Here is a 16,775-nt window from a genome sequence, read left to right on the forward strand (position 1 = left end):
TCTGTCAGACATGAGATTCCCCACATGTCAGACATGTGTCAAGACCTTGCGGGGCGCCCGCGGGCCGGATCGTCAGGAATCGCCCTCCGGGACTGGCGATCGGGGCACTTCTTGCCGGTGCACGCCCCGGCCCGGAAGGCCACGCGCGCGCCCGCCGGCGGCCCGAAATTCCCTACCTAGCATTCGCTCGGTTTCCCTCGTACTATGACTACTCGAAATACCCCGGAAGGAAACAGCGAGGAGCTCGGGCCCTCGCCGGCCCTCGCCCCCGGGGTACCTCGATCTGACCGCGCCGTCTCGGGTTCGCGGATCGCCGGCGTCTGTCACCTCAAACAATCAAGCGCTTGCTTGACCGTTGTGACAGAGGTCATCTAGCGTCGAACTAGCAAGCGCTTGGTTTGCTGGAAGTCATCAGAAGGAAACTGGGATGAAGACACGTCTGTTCAAGGTGGTCGGTGGCCTCGCTGCCCTCGCTCTCGTCGCCGCCGGCTGTGCCGGTGAGGACTCGAGCGGAAGCGACGACGAGTACCACGTGCTGGTGCTCGGTGGCGTCTCGGCCGAGGGTGTGCTGGCGGACAACGCCTCCACCTCGGTGCTCTCGGCCAAGGCCGGGGTCGAGCTCGTCAACAAGAACGGCGGCATCGACGGCAAGAAGGTCACCATCAAGGTCGTCGACGACCAGGCCGACCCGACCGTCGCCGTCACCAAGCTGCGCGAGGCGATCGCCAAGGGCAAGCCCGACCTGGTCCTGAACTCGGGACCGTCGACGGTCGCCGACGCGACCCTGCCGATCCTCAAGCAGAACAACATCCTGTCCTTCAACATCGGCCCGACGGAGACCTCGGCCGACCCGAAGGCCTTCCCGCTCAACTTCGACCTGTCGGCGAGCGCGCAGAACCAGCTCGACGCCTTCCCGCCGTACTTCGCGGAGAAGGGCTACAAGAAGGTCGGCATCCTGCACGGCTCCAGCTCCTACGGCGAGGTCTACGGCGCCGCCGCCGAGAAGACCTTCGACGGGGCCGGCCTCGACGTCGTCGCCAACGAGGAGTACGACGTCGCGGCGCTCGACATGACCGCCCAGCTCGAGGCGATCCGCTCGAAGAACCCCGACGCGCTCGTCCTCGACGCGTACGGCGCCCCGCTCGGCTACGTCCTCAAGGGCGTGGAGAAGCTCGGTTGGGACATCCCGATCGTCGGCAACACCTCGGTCGCCGCGACCGGCCTGATCTCCACCGAGCCGCCGTCCGGCGTCCTGGGCACCCCGGCCGTGAAGAACCTGGTCATGCAGGTCTACAAGAGCACCGCCAAGGACCCGGCCGCGACCGACGTCAACGACCTCGTCGCCCGGATGAAGGCCATCGACCCGATCAAGTCGACCCTCATCGTGGCCTACAACAACGACGCCCTGGCGCTCGTCCAGGCCGCTGCCGAGAAGGCCGGCTCGACCGACCCGAAGAAGCTCGCCGAGGCGCTCACGGACTCCTCCGTGCAGCAGGACGCGACCACCGCCGTGATCGGCACCTACCTCTTCAGCGCCGACTCGCACGCCGCGAACCCCGGCCCCGAGGAGTTCGCGTTCATCGCCCCGGGCCCGCTCGTGGACGGCCAGTTCCAGTAACCACCTGAGGTGCCGGTGGGGCGGGAATCTCCCGCCCCACCGGCCTTTCACCCGTTCGACGACCCGAGGAAGCACCGTGACTCTGATCTGGGGTGGCCTGTCCCTGGGCGCGATCTACGCGATCGTGGCCATCGGCTACAACATCGTCTTCATCTCCTCGAAGACCTTCAACTTCGCCCACGCGCAGCTGACCATGGTCGGCGCCTTCGTGGCCTACACCGGCCTGGTCAAGTGGCACCTGCCGACCCTGCTGGTCCTGGTGATCGCGGCCGCCGCGGTCGCGCTGGTCGCCGCGATCGAGGAGCGGATCGCGATCCGTCCCGTCGGCGACATGCACAACATCCTGGTGACCACGCTCGGCGCCTCGATCCTGCTCGACGGCCTCGCCCAGCTGACCTGGGGCAGCCAGCCGCTGAGCGTGCCGTTCTTCGCCGGCGACAAGGCGATCTCGCTGTTCGGCGGCCGGGTCTACCCGGTCGAGATCTTCCTCATCGCGATCGCGGTGCTGCTCGTCGTCGGGCTCGGCATCTACAGCCGTCGCTCGCTCACCGGTCTCGCCCTGCTCGGCATGGCCGAGGACCGCGAGGCCGCCCTGCTGCGCGGCGTCAACGTCCGCCGCCTGGCGTTCATGGCGTTCGTCGCGGCGGGTGCGCTCGCCGGCTTCGTCGGTCTCTTCGTCGGCTCCAAGACGTTCGCGGTCTCGACGCTGGGGGCGGCGCTCGCGCTCAAGGGCTTCGTGGTGCTGGCCATCGGCGGCTTCGGCTCGATGCCCGGCACGCTGGTCGGCGGCACCCTCGTCGGCCTGGCCGAGGCGTTCGCCTCGCGCTACCTGGGCGGTGAGTACGCCAACCTCGCGGTCTTCCTCATCCTCGTCACCATCTTGATGCTGCGCCCTGCGGGCTTGTTCGTCCGGACGAAGGAAAGGGTGGTCTGACTCATGGCTGGTCTGCCGCTCGCCCGTCGTATCGCCGCGGGGCCGCTCTGGCTCGTCCCGCTGGTGCTGGGGATCCTGCTGATCCTCGTGCCGTACTTCAACCTGGAGTACTCCATCGTCCGCCAGCTCCAGCTGGCGATGATCCTGTCGCTGCTCGTCAGCGGCCTCAACCTCAGCCTCGGCTTCGCCGGAGAGCTCGCTCTCGGCCAGGTCGCGATGTACGCCGCCGGCGCCTACACCGCCGGCATGCTGTCCCAGCGCGGACACACCGACATCCTGCTGCAGCTCGTCGCGGCCGGTGTCGCGGCGCTGCTGGTCGGCATCGTCACCGGTATCCCGGGTCTGCGCCTGGGCAGCTGGTCGCTGGCGATGACGTCGTTCTTCCTGGTGCTGCTGCTGCCCGACGTGCTCGCGATCTTCCGCGAGGACACCGGCGGCCGCAACGGCCTGACCGGCATCCTGTCGCCGACGCTCTTCGGCCGGATGCTCACGCCCGAGGACTACTTCATGGTCATCGCGGTGGTGACCGTCGCCTGGTTCGCGGTGATGCGCAATATCGCCGTCTCCCGGCACGGCACCGCGCTGCGGGTGCTCAAGCAGAGCCCCGTCCTGGCCGCGTCCATGGGCATCAACGTGTTCCGGATGAAGCTGATGGCCTACGCCCTCGGCGCCGTCCCGGCCGGCCTCGCCGGTGCGCTCTTCGCCAGCCTCGACCTCTACATCTCGCCCGAGGCCTTCTCGTTCACCGTCGCCACCACGATCCTCGCGGCCTCGGTGCTCGGCGGCTCGGCCAGCGTCTACGGCGCGGTGTTCGGCGCGTTCATCCTGCAGTTCGGGCTCAACCAGTCGACCGAGTTCCAGCGCTACTCGCTGGTCGTCACCGGCGCCTTCCTCATCATCGGCGGCGTGCTCCTGACCGGCGGTCTGTCCGGTCTGGCCCGCTCGCTGTGGAAGAAGACGCTCGGCGAGGACCCGGCCGTCGCGGCCGGCGCCGCCGGGCTGGACGCCCGCCCCGACGACGAGGTGCCCGCCGTCCCCGGCAAGGTGCTCAAGGTCGAGGGCGTCGCCAAGTCGTTCGGCGGCAACCAGGCGCTCAAGGGCGTCGACCTGGTCGCCTCGCCGGGCCGGGTCACCGCCCTCATCGGCCCCAACGGCTCGGGCAAGACCACGCTGCTCAACATGATCTGCGGCTTCTACCGCACCGACGCGGGGGTCATCGCCCTCGACGACCGGCACCTGCAGCGGATGGGCCCCGACCGGGTCGCCCGGACCGGTGTCGCGCGGACCTTCCAGACGCCCAACATCCCCGAGGGCATCACGGTCCGCGAGGCCGTCATGGCCGGTCGGTACGCCGGAAACCGCGCCACCGTGCTCGAGGCCGTGCTGCGCCTGCCGCGCTACCGCAAGGTGCGCAAGGCCGACCTCAGCGAGGCCGACCGGGTGCTCGAGCTCGTCGGCATCCGGCACCTCGAGGACGCCGAGGCGACCGCGCTCCCGCTCGGCCAGCGCCGGCTGCTCGAGGTGGCGCGCTGCCTGATCAGCAACCCCGGTGTGCTGCTGCTCGACGAGACCGCCTCCGGGCTCGACGAGCACGAGGTGGACCGCCTGGCCGAGGTGATCCGCCGGGTGCGCGATGCCGGCGGGACCGTCGTCCTGGTGGAGCACAACTTCCAGCTGGTCCTCTCGCTGGCCGACGAGATCGTCGCCCTCGCCCACGGCGAGCTGATGGCCAAGGGCACGCCCGAGGAGATCCAGAACAACGAGCGGGTGATGGCCGAGTACCTCGGCATCGATCCCGACAAGCAGGCGGGAGGAGTCCGATGACGCAGTCCGACAGCACTCCGCTGCTCGAGGTCCGCGGCCTCGGCACCGGGTACGGCGACCTGCGGGTCGTGTGGGACGTCTCCTTCGACGTCCGGGCCGGTGAGATCACCGTCCTGCTCGGCCGCAACGGCGCCGGCAAGACCACGACGATCCGCGCGATCAGCGGGCTCAACAAGATCGTCGCCGGCGAGGTGCGCTACCGCGGCGAGTCGCTCGCCAAGGTGCCCGCGCACCAGCGGGTCCGGCAGGGCATCGCCTACGTCCAGGAGGGCAAGCGCGTCTTCCACTCCCAGACGATCGAGCAGAACCTGCTGCTGGGCGGCTACACCCGCAAGATGAAGCGGGCCGAGCTGCGCTCGGAGGTCGAGCGGATCTACGAGCTCTTCCCGATCCTCGCCGAGAAGCGGGCGCTGCCCGCGTCGAGCATGTCCGGTGGCCAGCAGCAGATGCTCGCCATCGGCCAGGCGCTCATGTCCCAGCCCAGCCTGCTCATGCTCGACGAGCCGTCCGGTGGTCTGGCTCCGGTCATCGTCAACGAGGTGATGGAGCGCGTCCACCAGCTCAAGGAGACCGGCATCGGCATCCTGCTCGTCGAGCAGGCGGTCGAGGCGTCGTTCGCGATCGCCGACCACGTCACCGTCCTCGACATGGGCAAGACGATGCTGTCGTCGCCGGCCAGCGAGGTCAGCGACATGACGCTGCTGCAGGACGCCTACTTCGGCAAGACCGCGTCCTAGGACGCACCTGCGCGGCCTCCGGCCCTGTGGCTCACGCGAGCCGCAGGGCCGGACTGCGTCGTGGCGGACCCCAGTCGGGGTGCAGGGTGCGGCTCGTGGTCCGAGCGGCGGCGAGCAGCAGCGGACCGACCACGGGCAGCGGCAGGTGGCCGCGGCGGACGACGGAGATCGCCGCCAGGGGACCGCGCGGCCCCGGGACGGCGACCGCCATCGAGCTGATCCCCGTGCCGGGCAGGCCGTCGAGGATCGCGATCCCGCGGCGCCGTCGTACGGCGGCCAGCTCGTGGTGCACGGACTCCAGCCCGCCGGGGGTGCGGTCGAGGTGACCGACGAGCGCGTCGACCTCCTCGGGGGCGAGCGCGGCGAGCATGGCCAGGCCGCTCACCGAGTCGGTCGCGATGATCCGGCCGCCGACCCGCGAGGGGATGGTGGTGGCGCGGGCGCCGCCGACCTTGTCGAGGTACTGCACGATCGGGCCGTCGAGCACCGACAGGTGCACGACCGCGTCGGTCGCGAGCTGCAGCTCGTTGAGCGCCACCGAGGCGGCGGCACGGACATCGAGGTGCTCGGACTCGCCGCCGGGGCCGCTGAGCCGGCGTCCGGGGGAGTAGCCGCGCCGGTCGTGGTGGACCCAGCCCAGCTCCTTGAGCGTGGTGAGCAGCCGGAAGACCGTCGTGCGCGGCAGCTCGGTGATCTCGGCGATGTCGTCGAGCCCGAGCGGACCCGGCGCGTCCTCGAAGGCGTCGAGGATCATGGTCGCCCGCTCGAGCACCCCCAGCCGGGTCGGCGGGTGGCTCATGCCCGGTGCTGCCGCAGCTCCTCGGAGGTACGCCGGGCGGCCTCGGTGGCCCCACGCGACGTGCTCCAGGTGCGGCTGGCCTCGTCGAGCTCGGCGAGCATCAGCTCGGCCCGGTCGCGCTCGTCGGCGTAATAGCGCTCGGCCCACCGGAGCACGAGCTCGGGATAGGCCCAGCCCGCCTCGGCGGTGGCGCCCTCGCGGTCGACCTCGGCGCGCACCCGCATCCGCTCGGACTGGTCGCGGTGCTCGGCGAGCACGGTGCGCAGCTTGTCGGGCTCGGAGAGGTGCCCGAGCCACAGCCGCAGCATCACGCCGTGCTTGAGCACGACCGGGTCGACGTGGTCGTCGGCCGCCCAGCCGCCCAGGGCGTCGCGTCCGGCGTCGGTGATCTGGTACATCCGCTTGCCGCGGACGTCGTCGCGGGTCTCGATCCGCGAGGTGGCCAGGCCGAGCTTCTCGAGCCGGCGCAGCTCGCTGTAGATCTGCGAGAACGACGGCGACCAGTAGAAGAACCGCAGGCTCCAGTCCGCCCACCGCTTGAGGTCGTACCCGGAGAGCTCCTCGCCGAAGGAGAGGAGACCCAGCACGGCCCAGCCGGTGGGAGGGAGTGAGGGCGCGGCGTCGGACGCCGCGTCGGTTCCATTGGTCGGCACGAAGACATCCTACCGCTTGCTTGGCTATTAGGACTATGACTGTTAGTCATAAATGACGCCATCGACCCGTGAGGACCCATGTCGCCGACCACCGTCCCGGCCCGCCGCCGCACCCGCTCGGGGATGCGGCGTCGGCGCCCGGCCGACGGTCTCGGTCACAGTGTGGTCGCCCGGGTGCCTTCGCGCTGCGGGTTCGGCAGGCTGGTGCCCGTGGCCGCCTCGCTCGCCGACCTCTGGTCCGCACGCGCACTCCGGGAGCCCGACGCGATCGCCGTGGACGACGGCACGACCCGGCTGACCTGGAGCGAGGCCCTCGGCCGTGCCCAGGGCGCCGCGGCGCGCCTGGCCGAGCACGGCGTGGCCGCCGGCGATGTCGTCGTGCTCCAGGGCCGCAACACCGTCGAGTGGGTGGTCGTCGCGGCCGCGACGCACCTGCTGGGCGCCACGCTCGCGCCGCTGGGGCAGGAGGAGACCGCGGCCGAGCGGGCGTCGTACGGGCGGCGGGTGGGGGCGCGGGTCGTCGTCGCGGAGGCGCCCGGCGCGGGCGAGCTCCCGATCTCGATGGAGCAACCCCCGCACCTCGGGGCAGCAACCCCCGCACCTCGCGGGGCCGGGGGACCGGCGGTGGTGCTGGCGACGTCGGGGACGGCGGGGCACCGGACGGCCGTGCCGATGGACCACGACGTCCTCCTGCGCCTGTACGCCGACGTGGCCGACGTGCTCGACATCGACCACCGTGACCGGCTGCTCGGCGTGGTCCCGCTGGCGCACTCGTTCGGCTTCAACGGGCTGCTCGTCATCGCCCTGCTCACGGGCGCCTCGCTGCGCCTGGTGCCCGACCGGAGCCGTGCGGCGCTGCCGGGCATCGTGCGGGAGTCCGGGGTGAGCGTGGTCTGCGGGCCGCCGACGCTGCTCCACGACCTCGCCGCCGCCGTCCGCGAGGGTGCCGACCTCGGCCCGCGGGTGCGGCTGTTCATGACGGGCGCGACCGAGATCCGGCCCGAGGTGCTGCTGCCGCTGGCCCGGGAGACCGGCATCCCGCGGGTCTCGGCGGGCTACGGGCTCACCCAGACCTGCGGCACCGTCGCGGTCTGCCCCGACATCGCGCGCACCGGCGTCGGCGGGCACGCGCCGATGGTGCCGGTGCCTGGCGTCGAGGTGCGGATCCTCGACGACGCGGGCGCGCCGGTCCCGACCGGGGTGCCCGGGCGCGTGGTGACCCGCGGCTACCAGGTCGCCGTCGCGGTGGCCGATCCCGAGGGCTGGTTCGTGACCGGCGACGAGGGGCACCTGCACGACGACGGCCGGCTCTGCGTGACCGGACGGCTCGACGACCAGCTCGTCGTCTCCGGCTTCAACGTCGACCCGGCCCGGGTCGAGATCGCCCTCGAGCACTCGCCGCTCGTCGCGCGGGCCGCGGTGGTCGGCCTGCCGGATCCGCGGCGCGGGCACCGGCTCGCGGCGGTCGTCGTACCGGCGGCGGGGGCGGCTCGCGACGACGCGGCCGTGCTGGCCGCGGCCCGCGCAGCGCTGGCCCGCTACGAGGTGCCCGACGTCCTGGTCTGGGCCGACGACCTGCCGCACACCGCCACCGGCAAGCTCTCCCGCGCCTCCGTGCGGGCGCTGCTCGCTGAGCAGCTGAACCCCGAAGACCCCGAGCACCCCGATCCCCCCGAGGAGAGCGACCGATGAGCACCGATGCAGCAGTGGCCGACCGGTTCGGCGGCGGCGTCGCCCTGGTGACCGGTGCCGGAGCCGGCCTCGGCGAGGCGATGGCAGCCCACCTGGCCGCCCAGGGCGCCCATGTCGTCGTCACCGACGTCGACGCCGAGCGGGCCACCGCGGTCGCCGACGCACTGGTCGCCGCGGGCGGCCGGGCCGAGGCGCACCACCTCGACGTCGCCGACGGCGACCAGGTCGACGACCTCTTCGCCCGGACCTGGGCCGCGCACGGCGCGGTCGACCTCGTCGTCAGCAATGCCGGTATCGAGTCCGGCGAGCGGACCTGGGACCTGACCCCCGCGCAGTGGCGCAAGGTCCAGGGCGTCAACACCGACGGCGCCTTCCACTGCGCGCGCTCGGCCGTGCCGCGGATGACCGACCAGGGGCGTCCGGGCGTGCTGGCCGTCGTCGCGTCGACCGGTGCGGTGACCTCGCTGCCCTACCAATCGGCGTACGTCGCCAGCAAGCACGCCGCTCTCGCGCTGGTCGAGTGCCTCGACCTCGAGGTGCGCGCGTCCGGCGTACCGGTGCAGGTGTCGGCGCTGCTGCCCAACTGGGTGCGCACCCGCATCTTCGACGACGTGCGCCGCCGCGGGGTGCCCGCCGACCCCGACGCGCGCGCGACGTTCCTGCGGATGGCGGAGTCGATCCAGGCCCAGGGCATGGATCCCGACGAGGCCGCCGCGCTGCTGCTCGACGCCGTGGCGCGCGGGGAGTTCTGGTGCTTCACCGACCCCGAGCGGACCGCCCAGCTCTTCGACGAGCGCGCCCGGACGCTCGTCGGCCTGCGCCGACCGGAGCGCCCGGGCTGGTCGGCCGCTACTGCGTGACGGTCCAGCCGCCGTCGACCGGCAGGAAGACGCCGTTGACGTAGGACGCCAGCGGCGAGAGCAGGAACAGGATCGGGCCGGCCACCTCCTCGGGCCGGCCCATCCGGCCCAACGGCACCCGGGCGAGGATCCGGTGGCCCATCTCGGACTCGGCGAAGCCGGCCAGGCGGGGCGTGTCGGTCATGCCGGGGCCGATGCCGTTGGCGCGGATCCGGTCGGCGTGGTGCGCGGCGAGGTGGCGCACGTAGCCCATGACGGCGGCCTTGGAGGCGGAGTACCAGTCGCTCTCGGTGCCGACCTTGTTGCCGGCGACCGAGGCGGTGACGACCATCGCGGCGCCGTCCGGCGTACCGGCGTCGAGCCAGTCCTGGGTCAGGCCGCGGACGCTGCCGACGCTGATCCGCACCGCCTCGTCGAAGTCCAGGGGGACCTGGGACGACGGGCCTGCGTTGTTGACGAGGTAGCGCGGGACGCCGCCGAGCGCATCGCGCGTCAGGGCGAGGGCCTGGGCGCGCGCGTCGGCGTCGGCGACGTCGCAGACCGCGGTGTGCACGCCCTGGTCGGCGAGCTCGGTGAGGCCGTCGGGACGCAGGTCCCAGGCGCTGACCCGCAGGCCGGCCGCCAGGGCGCCGAGGGCGACCGCGCGGCCGATGCCGCTGCCGGCGCCGGTGACGACGATGCCGTCGCCGGGGGTGAAGCCGAGCGTGAGCTGGTCCATGGGTGCCTCCTAGATGCCGTAGCCGCCGTCGATGTCGAGCTTCTGGCCGGTGACGAACCCGGCCCGGTCGCTCGCGAGGAAGGCGACCGCCTCGGAGATGTCGACCGCCGTACCGAACCGGCGCAGCGGGATGTTGGTGCGCGCCACGTCGAGCGCGCGCTCGTCCAGGTCGCCGTTGGCGATGAGTCGCTCGGCCATGCCGTCGGTGAGCATGCCGGGGCCGACGCAGTTGACCCGGACGCCGAACCGGCCCTCCTCCGCGGCGAGGCCGCGCGCGAGCGCCTCGACCGCGGCCTTCGGCGTCGAGGACAGGCCGTCGCGGACCGGGTAGCGCACGGTCGCGGCCGTGGTCACCACGGTCAGCGAGCCCTGGGTCGCGCGCAGCGACGGCAGGAGCGCGTGGGCGAGGTTGAAGAACGCGACGACGTCCTGGTCGACCTGGGTCGCGAACTGCTCGGGCGTGACCCGGGACAGGTGGACCATCGGGACGTGCGGACCCGCCGCGTGGACGACGGTGCGGACCTGGCCGTGCTCGGCCTCGAGCTCGCGCACCGCGGTCGCGACGCCCGCGGCGTCGGTGAGGTCGACGGCACGGGTGCCGCGCACGCTCGCGCCCAGGTCGGCGACGAGCGCGTCGGGCGCCGTACGGCGGTGCAGGAGCAGTAGCTCCGCGCCGTCCTGGGCGAGCCGGCGGCAGATCTCCGCGCCGAGCCCGCCGGTCGCGCCGGTGACGAGGGTGGTTCCGTAGGTCATGCGGGGGCCTCCGTGGGGGTGTACCGGGCGCCCTGCGCCCAGGAGTCGAGGTGCTGGCGGAGCAGGTCGGGGATGCCCACCGAGGTCTGCTCGGGGGAGACCGCGACGATCTTGATGCGAGCGCGCGCGACGACCTCGCCGTCGCTGGTGCGGACCATCCGGTGCAGCATCTCGAACGAGCGGCGCCCGATCGCGCCGAGCCGCAGCTCGATCCGGATCTCGTCGAAGAGTCCCACGGCCTGCACGTAGTCGCACGCGGTGTGCGCGGTGACGGTCCAGAAGCCGTAGCGCTCCTTGAGGTGGTCCTGGCGCAGGTCGTTGAGCCAGAACCACTCGCTCTGCATGCGCTCCATCCACGGGAACCACGCCCCGTAATAGAGGATCCCGGCCGGATCGGTGTCGGCGTAGCTCAGTCGGAAGGTCGTCGTGTGGAGCGGCGGTCCCTCCCCGCCGTCCGCGACGCGTGTGTCACTCGCCATGTCAGTTAACCTAGCACTTGCTTGGTTTCTCGCCTAGGATGGCGGGGTGCCTGAAGCCGTGATCGTCTCCGTCGCCCGCTCTCCGATCGGCCGTGCCTACAAGGGCTCGCTCAAGGACATGCGCCCCGACCACCTCGCCGCCCAGATGGTGCGCGCCGCCCTCGACGCCGTACCGGCGCTCGACCCGGGTGAGCTCGACGACCTGGTCATGGGCTGCGCCCAGCCGGCCGGCGAGCAGGGCTACAACATCGGGCGGATGACCGCCCTCCAGCTCGGGTACGACGGCCTGCCGGGCAGCACCGTGCATCGCTACTGCGCGTCCTCGCTCCAGGCGATCCGGATGTCGATGCACGCCATCCGCGCCGGGGAGGGCCACGCCTTCGTCGCCGCCGGCGTCGAGACCGTCTCGCGCTTCGCCCAGGGCAAGGCCGACGGCATGCCCGACACCAAGGACCCGGCGTACGCCGAGGCGGCGGCGCGCGGCCTCGCCCGCGCCGAGGCCGGCAAGCCCTGGATCGACCCGCGCGAGGCCGGCGAGCTGCCCGACATCTACATCGCCATGGGCGAGACCGCCGAGAACGTCGCCGACCTGTGCGGCGTCTCCCGTGCGGCCCAGGACGAGTACGCCGTCCGCTCCCAGAACCTCGCCGAGGCCGCCGCCGACCGCGGCTTCTGGGACAAGGACATCACCCCGGTCGCGCTGCCCGACGGCACCGTCGTCCGTACCGACGATGGCCCGCGCCGCGGCGTCACCCTGGAGAAGGTCGCCGCCATGGCCCCGGTCTTCCGCCCCACCGGCACCGTCACCGCCGCCAACTGCTGCCCCCTCAACGACGGCGCCGCCGCCGTCGTCGTGATGAGCGACGTCCGGGCCAAGGAGCTCGGCCTGACCCCCCTGGCCCGGATCGTCTCCTCCGGCGTCTCCGCCCTCTCGCCCGAGATCATGGGCCTCGGCCCCGTCGAAGCCTCCCGCCAGGCCCTCGCCCGCGCCGGCATGACCGTCGCCGACGTCGACCTGGTCGAGATGAACGAGGCCTTCGCCGCCCAGGTCCTCCCCAGCATCGACCGCCTCGGCCTGGCCCTCGACAAGGTGAACGTCAACGGCGGCGCCATCGCCCTCGGCCACCCCTTCGGGTCCACGGGTGCGCGGATGGCGACGACCCTGATCCACGCGCTGCAGGAGCAGGACCTGGAGATCGGCATGGAGACCATGTGCGCGGCTGGTGGGCAGGGGATGTCGCTCGTCCTCGAGCGCCTCGCCTGACCGTTCCAGCCGCCGAAGTCGCAGGGTTGCCCCCGCGAAGTGGCACGTTCCGGCGGGCGAAGTAGCAGGGTTGGCCCTCTGAGGGTGCAGGTTTCCTGGGGCGAGGTTGCCGGCTGGCTGGTGGGCTGGGTTGCGGTGGCGGCCGCGCTTAGCCGGCCGTCCCCCGCCGTCAAGGATCCTCGCTTCGCTCGGTCCGCTTCGCGGCGGGCTTCGCCCGTCCTTGACTGCGGGGCCCTGACGGCCGGCTGGGCGGCGCGACAACGGCACGGGCTCCGCCCGCGCCGCCGCTGTGCGGCCGCCACCTCCGGGTGTTGGCTCGTCTCCGGCAACGGCAACGGCAACGGGCCGCCACCTCTTCGGGTGGCGGCCGTTGCCGTTGGTGGTGCTGCTCGGGTCTAGGGCTGGCGCAGGTCGGTCTTGAGGACCTTGCCGCTGGCGTTGCGCGGCAACCCCTCCACCAGTACGACGGACCGCGGCACCTTGAAGTTCGCCAGCCGCTCGCGCACCCAGGCGATCAGGTCCTCGGACGTCGCCACCGCCCCCGGGCGCAGGACGACGTGCGCCTGGCCCACCGCCCCCATCCGCTCGTCCGGTACGCCGATCACGGCGCTCTCCATGACGGCCGGGTGCTCGGCGAGGGTGTTCTCGACCTCGGCGGGATAGACGTTGAAGCCGCCGACGATGAACATGTCCTTGATCCGGTCGGTGATCTTGAGGCAGCCGTGCTCGTCGAGGCGGCCGACGTCGCCGGTGTGGAACCAGCCGTCGGGGTCGATGGCGGCGGCGGTGGCGTCGGGGTCCTCGAAGTAGCCGAGCATGACGTTGTCGCCGCGCAGCCAGATCTCGCCGTCGCTGCCCATCGGCGCGTCCGCGCCGTCACTCCCCACGACGCGGACCTCGATGCCGGGGACGCCGGGGCCGGTGGTCTGGGCGATGTGGCGGGGGTCCTCGTTGCGGCGGGAGACGGTGGCGACGACGCACTCGGTCAGGCCGTAGGCCTGGGCGACCTGGTCGAAGCCGAGGACCTCGCGCATCTGCTCGAAGAGCGTCTCGGGGACCGAGGCGGCGCCGGCGATGGAGAAGCGCAGCGACGACAGGTCGAAGTCGGTACGACGGGGGTGGTTGATGAGCGTGATGAAGATGGTCGGCGCGCCCGGGAGGACGGTGATGCGCTCGTCCTGGACGAGCTGCATGAGCGCTTCGGGGTCGAAGGTGGGGACCGGGTAGATCGTCGTGCCCGCGACGAGGGCGGCGATGGCGCCGGCCTTGTAGCCGAAGGAGTGGAAGAACGGGTTGACGATCGCGTAGCGGTCGGCCGGGGTGAGCTCGGCGCCGGCGGCCCAGACGTCGGCGACGCCGATGGTCTGGGCGTGGGTGCTCATCACGCCCTTGGGGACGCCGGTGGTGCCCGAGGTGAAGAGGATGTCGCAGACGGTCTCGGGGGTGACCTCGGCGGCGAGGCGCTCGACCTCCTCGAGCGGGGTGCGCTCGCCGAGGGCGAGGAAATCGGTCCAGGGCAGCGTGCCGGGGCGGCCCGCGGAGTTCATGTCGACCATGGTGCGCAGGTGCGGCAGCCCCGGTACGACGGGCCCGGCCTCGTCGCCGCCGGCCTCGGACAGCAGCGTCGAGTAGTCGGTGCCCAGGAAGCCGTCGCACAGGACGACGGCGACCGCCCGCGAGCGGCTCAGGATGACCTGGGCCTCGTGGCCGCGGTAGCGCGTGTTGAGCGGTACGACGGACGCGCCGATGTACTGCGCGCCCAGCAGCGCCACCAGGTACTCCGCGCGGTTGGGTGCCCACACGCCGACCCGGTCGCCCGGCTCGACGCCGAGGGCCCGGTAGGCGCGGGCGGTGGCGACGGCGAGGTCGCGCAGGCCGGCATAGGTGATGGTGGTGCCGCCGTCGACGATGGCGGGGTGGTCGCCATGGATCTGGGCCCCGTGGGCCAGGAGGGCGGGAACGGTCCGGGGTGCCATCAGGCGGAACTCCTCATGAGCAAGTGCTTGTTAGGTACTGTAGCCCTGTCCGTGCCGGCGCGAGCGCGCGTTCGGTGGGCGGTGGCGACTGGGCGCCGCCGGTGGGAAAGGATCAGGTCATGGTGAGCAGCAACAACGAGGCTACGGGTCGCGGCGGCCGACGGCGGGCGAACGGCGCCAGCTCCGCACGGCGTGCGCAGCTGCTGGCGATCGCTGCGGAGATGTTCGCGACGCGCGGCTACTCGCAGACGACGGTGCGCGACATCGCCGACGAGGCGGGCATCCTCTCGGGCAGCCTCTACCACCACTTCGACTCCAAGGAGGCGATGCTCACCGAGATCCTCCAGGAGTTCATGGGCAACCTCCTCCAGCAGATCCGCGAGATCGCCGACGCCGAGGACAGCCCGCGGGCCGCGCTCGACGGGCTCATCATGAACTCGTTCGAGACCATCCACCGGGTGCCGTTCGCGGTCGCGCTCTACCAGAACGAGTCGGCGCTGCTGACGACCACGAGCGAGTTCGCCTTCGTCACCAAGGCCAGCCTGGACGTCGAGAAGGTCTGGCTGGGCGTGCTCAAGGCGGGGGCCAAGGCCGGCGACTTCCGGGCCGACCTCGACCCGGGTACGACGTACCGCTTCATCCGTGACGCCATCTGGTCCACCGTGCGCTGGTACAACCCGCGCGGACGGCTCCAGCACAAGGCGCTGGCCGAGCAGTACCTCGAGATGCTGCACGGCGGGCTGCTCGCCGGCTGAGCGCGCCGGACGCCGGTCCGGCGCGCTCAGCGCCGGACCTCCTTGTCCCGCAGGCCGCGCGGGTCGATGACCGTGCGGATCAGCTCGAGCTCCTCGGCCGTGGGCAGCCGGGTGGTGCCGGCGCCGCTGGTGTCGATCGCGAAGCCGGTCTGCTCGGCGACCTCCTCGGCCGTGACGCCGGGATGCAGCGAGCGGACCTTGAGCAGGCCGTCCGCGTCGTAGTCGAGGACCGCGAGGTCGGTGACCACGACGCCGAGGTCGTGGAAGCGCAGCGCGGTGCCCTCGTGGGCCCGGGCGCGGTCGTTGCCGACGCCGGAGACGACGTCCACGGCCTCGACGAAGACCCGGGCGCTGTGGTTGCTCACCCAGTAGTCGGTGCGGTGGTTGACGGTGTTGCCCGGTGCGCCGCGCACGCCGATCAGCTGGCGCTTCGGCTTGCGCCAGTCGCCGATGGAGGAGATGTTCTGGTTGCCGTAGCGGTCGACCTGGCTGGCGCCCATCATGCTGTGCCGGCGGCCGGTGGCGAGGATGTCGAAGATCCTCCGGAACGGCGCCCAGGACTCGATGGTGCCGCCGGTGGCGGCGTTGCCGCCCAGCGGCGGCGGCTCGCTCATCAGGAAGCACTCGCCGTCGGTGAGCACCAGGTCGGGCTCGAAGGTCAGCTTGGCCAGCCGGGCGCTGATGCTCGGGACGATGCCGACCGCGTGCGCCAGCACCTCGCCGGAGCCGCGCCAGGCGGCGGCGCAGGCGACGACGCAGATCTCGGCACGGGTCGCTTCCAGGGTGCTCATCGGGCGCTCTCCTCGAGGTAGGTCTGCTCGAACGCGGCCCAGGCCTCCGGGTCGCGGGCCGCGTCGGCGTACGCGCGCTGGGCGGCCTCGTCGCGGCCGTAGTCCGGCTCGCAGCTGGTGAACCCGGCGCCGCCGGGGGCCTCGACCACGCCGGAGACGAACATCCGGCTCACGAGCAGGCTCTGCGGCGCGGCGTCGGCGGTGAGGTCGGCGGTCGGGACGACCTTCTCGACGCTCATCACGCAGCGGTCGGCGGCCATCGCGAACAGGTCGTCGAAGTAGGGGTCCGGCCCGAGGTACTGCCCGTTGCCCGCCGCGTCGGCGCGGTTGAGGTGGATGAGCGCGAGGTCCATCCGGACGCCGGGGACGGCGACGTAGACCTCGTCGTCGTAGGGGGAGGCGACGGTCTTGAGCTCGGGGTTCATCGTCAGCACGTCGGAGGCCAGGCCCGCCCGCGTGGGCAGGAAGCTCAGCCGGCTCGCACCGGCGCGCAGGGCGGCGACGAACATGCCCTCGTCGTACTCCGTGGTGGCGATGGCGCCGGCCTCGCGGGCCGCGCGGAAGTGCGGGTCGAGGGGGATGCTGTCGAGCGAGACGAAGCCGTAGACGAGCCGCTTCACCTTGCCCGCCGCGCACAGCAGGCCCACGTCAGGGCCGCCGAGGGTGACCACCGTCAGGTCGGTCACGTCGGTCCGCAGCAGCTCGCGCACGAGGGCCATGGGCTTGCGCCGCGAGCCCCACCCGCCGATGCCGATCGTCATGCCTGAGCGGACGTGGCCGGCCAGGTCGGCCAGGTCCATCGTCTTGTCGGTCGTCACGTCATCCTCCGAAACCTAGCGCTTGCTTGGTGGTTCGTCGGCGACTCTACCCCGCGGCTCGTGGTGGTGCCACTGGGCGGCAGGAGCCTTGTGACCGGGGTCCA

General features: G+C 72.1%; 16 protein-coding genes. 8 read left to right on the plus strand and 8 right to left on the minus strand.

Annotated features, from left to right (window positions below):
* Nucleotides 1–427 precede the first annotated feature (427 nt).
* The 4 genes from M0M48_RS27110 (at nucleotide 428) to M0M48_RS27125 (ending at nucleotide 5,113) form a co-directional block, all read left to right on the plus strand.
* On the plus strand, nucleotides 428–1,618 hold the full coding sequence (locus tag M0M48_RS27110) for an ABC transporter substrate-binding protein (protein WP_215813771.1): 1,191 nt from the start codon (nucleotides 428–430) through the stop codon (nucleotides 1,616–1,618).
* Nucleotides 1,619–1,694: 76 nt separating this feature from the next.
* Nucleotides 1,695–2,552, plus strand: coding sequence for a branched-chain amino acid ABC transporter permease (locus M0M48_RS27115; protein ID WP_215813770.1), 858 nt, complete (start codon nucleotides 1,695–1,697; stop codon nucleotides 2,550–2,552).
* A 3-nt stretch (nucleotides 2,553–2,555) separates the two neighbouring features.
* Entirely contained in the window at nucleotides 2,556–4,376 is a 1,821-nt protein-coding gene (locus M0M48_RS27120; protein WP_215813769.1) for a branched-chain amino acid ABC transporter ATP-binding protein/permease, read from the plus strand.
* Nucleotides 4,373–5,113, plus strand: coding sequence for an ABC transporter ATP-binding protein (locus M0M48_RS27125; RefSeq protein WP_215813768.1), 741 nt, complete (start codon nucleotides 4,373–4,375; stop codon nucleotides 5,111–5,113). The genes M0M48_RS27120 and M0M48_RS27125 overlap by 4 nt, the downstream gene beginning before the upstream one ends.
* A 31-nt stretch (nucleotides 5,114–5,144) precedes the next feature.
* Here M0M48_RS27125 and M0M48_RS27130 read toward each other — a convergent pair whose 3' ends face one another.
* A complete protein-coding gene (locus M0M48_RS27130) occupies nucleotides 5,145–5,912 on the minus strand; it encodes an IclR family transcriptional regulator (RefSeq protein WP_215813767.1) in 768 nt (255 codons plus the stop codon).
* Nucleotides 5,909–6,565 (minus strand): helix-turn-helix transcriptional regulator, encoded by a 657-nt coding sequence (locus M0M48_RS27135; protein ID WP_215813766.1) that lies wholly within the window; start codon nucleotides 6,563–6,565, stop codon nucleotides 5,909–5,911. The genes M0M48_RS27130 and M0M48_RS27135 overlap by 4 nt, the downstream gene beginning before the upstream one ends.
* A gap of 78 nt (nucleotides 6,566–6,643) precedes the next feature.
* Between M0M48_RS27135 and M0M48_RS27140 the strand changes: the two genes are divergently transcribed.
* Nucleotides 6,644–8,257, plus strand: a complete 1,614-nt coding sequence (locus M0M48_RS27140; protein WP_257759278.1) for a class I adenylate-forming enzyme family protein — start codon at nucleotides 6,644–6,646, stop codon at nucleotides 8,255–8,257.
* Nucleotides 8,254–9,117, plus strand: a complete 864-nt coding sequence (locus M0M48_RS27145; protein ID WP_257753520.1) for an SDR family NAD(P)-dependent oxidoreductase — start codon at nucleotides 8,254–8,256, stop codon at nucleotides 9,115–9,117. Before M0M48_RS27140 ends, M0M48_RS27145 begins: the two co-directional genes overlap by 4 nt.
* Here the strand turns inward: M0M48_RS27145 and M0M48_RS27150 are convergent.
* The 3 genes from M0M48_RS27150 to M0M48_RS27160 are packed head-to-tail and all read right to left on the minus strand — an operon-like array spanning nucleotide 9,107 to nucleotide 11,067.
* Nucleotides 9,107–9,835 (minus strand): SDR family NAD(P)-dependent oxidoreductase, encoded by a 729-nt coding sequence (locus M0M48_RS27150; protein WP_257753521.1) that lies wholly within the window; start codon nucleotides 9,833–9,835, stop codon nucleotides 9,107–9,109. The two genes, M0M48_RS27145 and M0M48_RS27150, sit on opposite strands and share 11 nt — an antisense overlap.
* 9 nt (nucleotides 9,836–9,844) lie before the next feature.
* Nucleotides 9,845–10,588 (minus strand): SDR family NAD(P)-dependent oxidoreductase, encoded by a 744-nt coding sequence (locus tag M0M48_RS27155; protein ID WP_257753522.1) that lies wholly within the window; start codon nucleotides 10,586–10,588, stop codon nucleotides 9,845–9,847.
* Nucleotides 10,585–11,067, minus strand: a complete 483-nt coding sequence (locus M0M48_RS27160; RefSeq protein ID WP_257753523.1) for an acyl-CoA thioesterase — start codon at nucleotides 11,065–11,067, stop codon at nucleotides 10,585–10,587. The genes M0M48_RS27155 and M0M48_RS27160 overlap by 4 nt, the downstream gene beginning before the upstream one ends.
* Before the next feature lie 46 nt (nucleotides 11,068–11,113).
* On the opposite strand from M0M48_RS27160, the gene M0M48_RS27165 reads away from it, so the two are divergent.
* Complete coding sequence (locus M0M48_RS27165; protein WP_257753524.1) at nucleotides 11,114–12,331, plus strand: acetyl-CoA C-acetyltransferase; 1,218 nt, start codon at nucleotides 11,114–11,116, stop codon at nucleotides 12,329–12,331.
* A gap of 395 nt (nucleotides 12,332–12,726) precedes the next feature.
* On the opposite strand, the gene M0M48_RS27170 is transcribed toward M0M48_RS27165, so the two are convergent.
* Nucleotides 12,727–14,307 (minus strand): FadD3 family acyl-CoA ligase, encoded by a 1,581-nt coding sequence (locus tag M0M48_RS27170; protein WP_257753525.1) that lies wholly within the window; start codon nucleotides 14,305–14,307, stop codon nucleotides 12,727–12,729.
* 119 nt (nucleotides 14,308–14,426) lie between these two features.
* On the opposite strand from M0M48_RS27170, the gene M0M48_RS27175 reads away from it, so the two are divergent.
* Entirely contained in the window at nucleotides 14,427–15,062 is a 636-nt protein-coding gene (locus tag M0M48_RS27175; RefSeq protein ID WP_215813758.1) for a TetR/AcrR family transcriptional regulator, read from the plus strand.
* A gap of 26 nt (nucleotides 15,063–15,088) precedes the next feature.
* On the opposite strand, the gene M0M48_RS27180 is transcribed toward M0M48_RS27175, so the two are convergent.
* Nucleotides 15,089–15,853 (minus strand): CoA-transferase subunit beta, encoded by a 765-nt coding sequence (locus tag M0M48_RS27180; RefSeq protein WP_257753526.1) that lies wholly within the window; start codon nucleotides 15,851–15,853, stop codon nucleotides 15,089–15,091.
* Nucleotides 15,850–16,671, minus strand: coding sequence for a CoA transferase subunit A (locus M0M48_RS27185; protein WP_257753527.1), 822 nt, complete (start codon nucleotides 16,669–16,671; stop codon nucleotides 15,850–15,852). Before M0M48_RS27185 ends, M0M48_RS27180 begins: the two co-directional genes overlap by 4 nt.
* Between the last annotated feature and the right edge of the window lie 104 nt (nucleotides 16,672–16,775).

It is taken from the genome of Pimelobacter simplex (assembly GCF_024662235.1).
In the GTDB taxonomy this organism is placed as follows: Bacteria; Actinomycetota; Actinomycetes; order Propionibacteriales; family Nocardioidaceae; genus Nocardioides.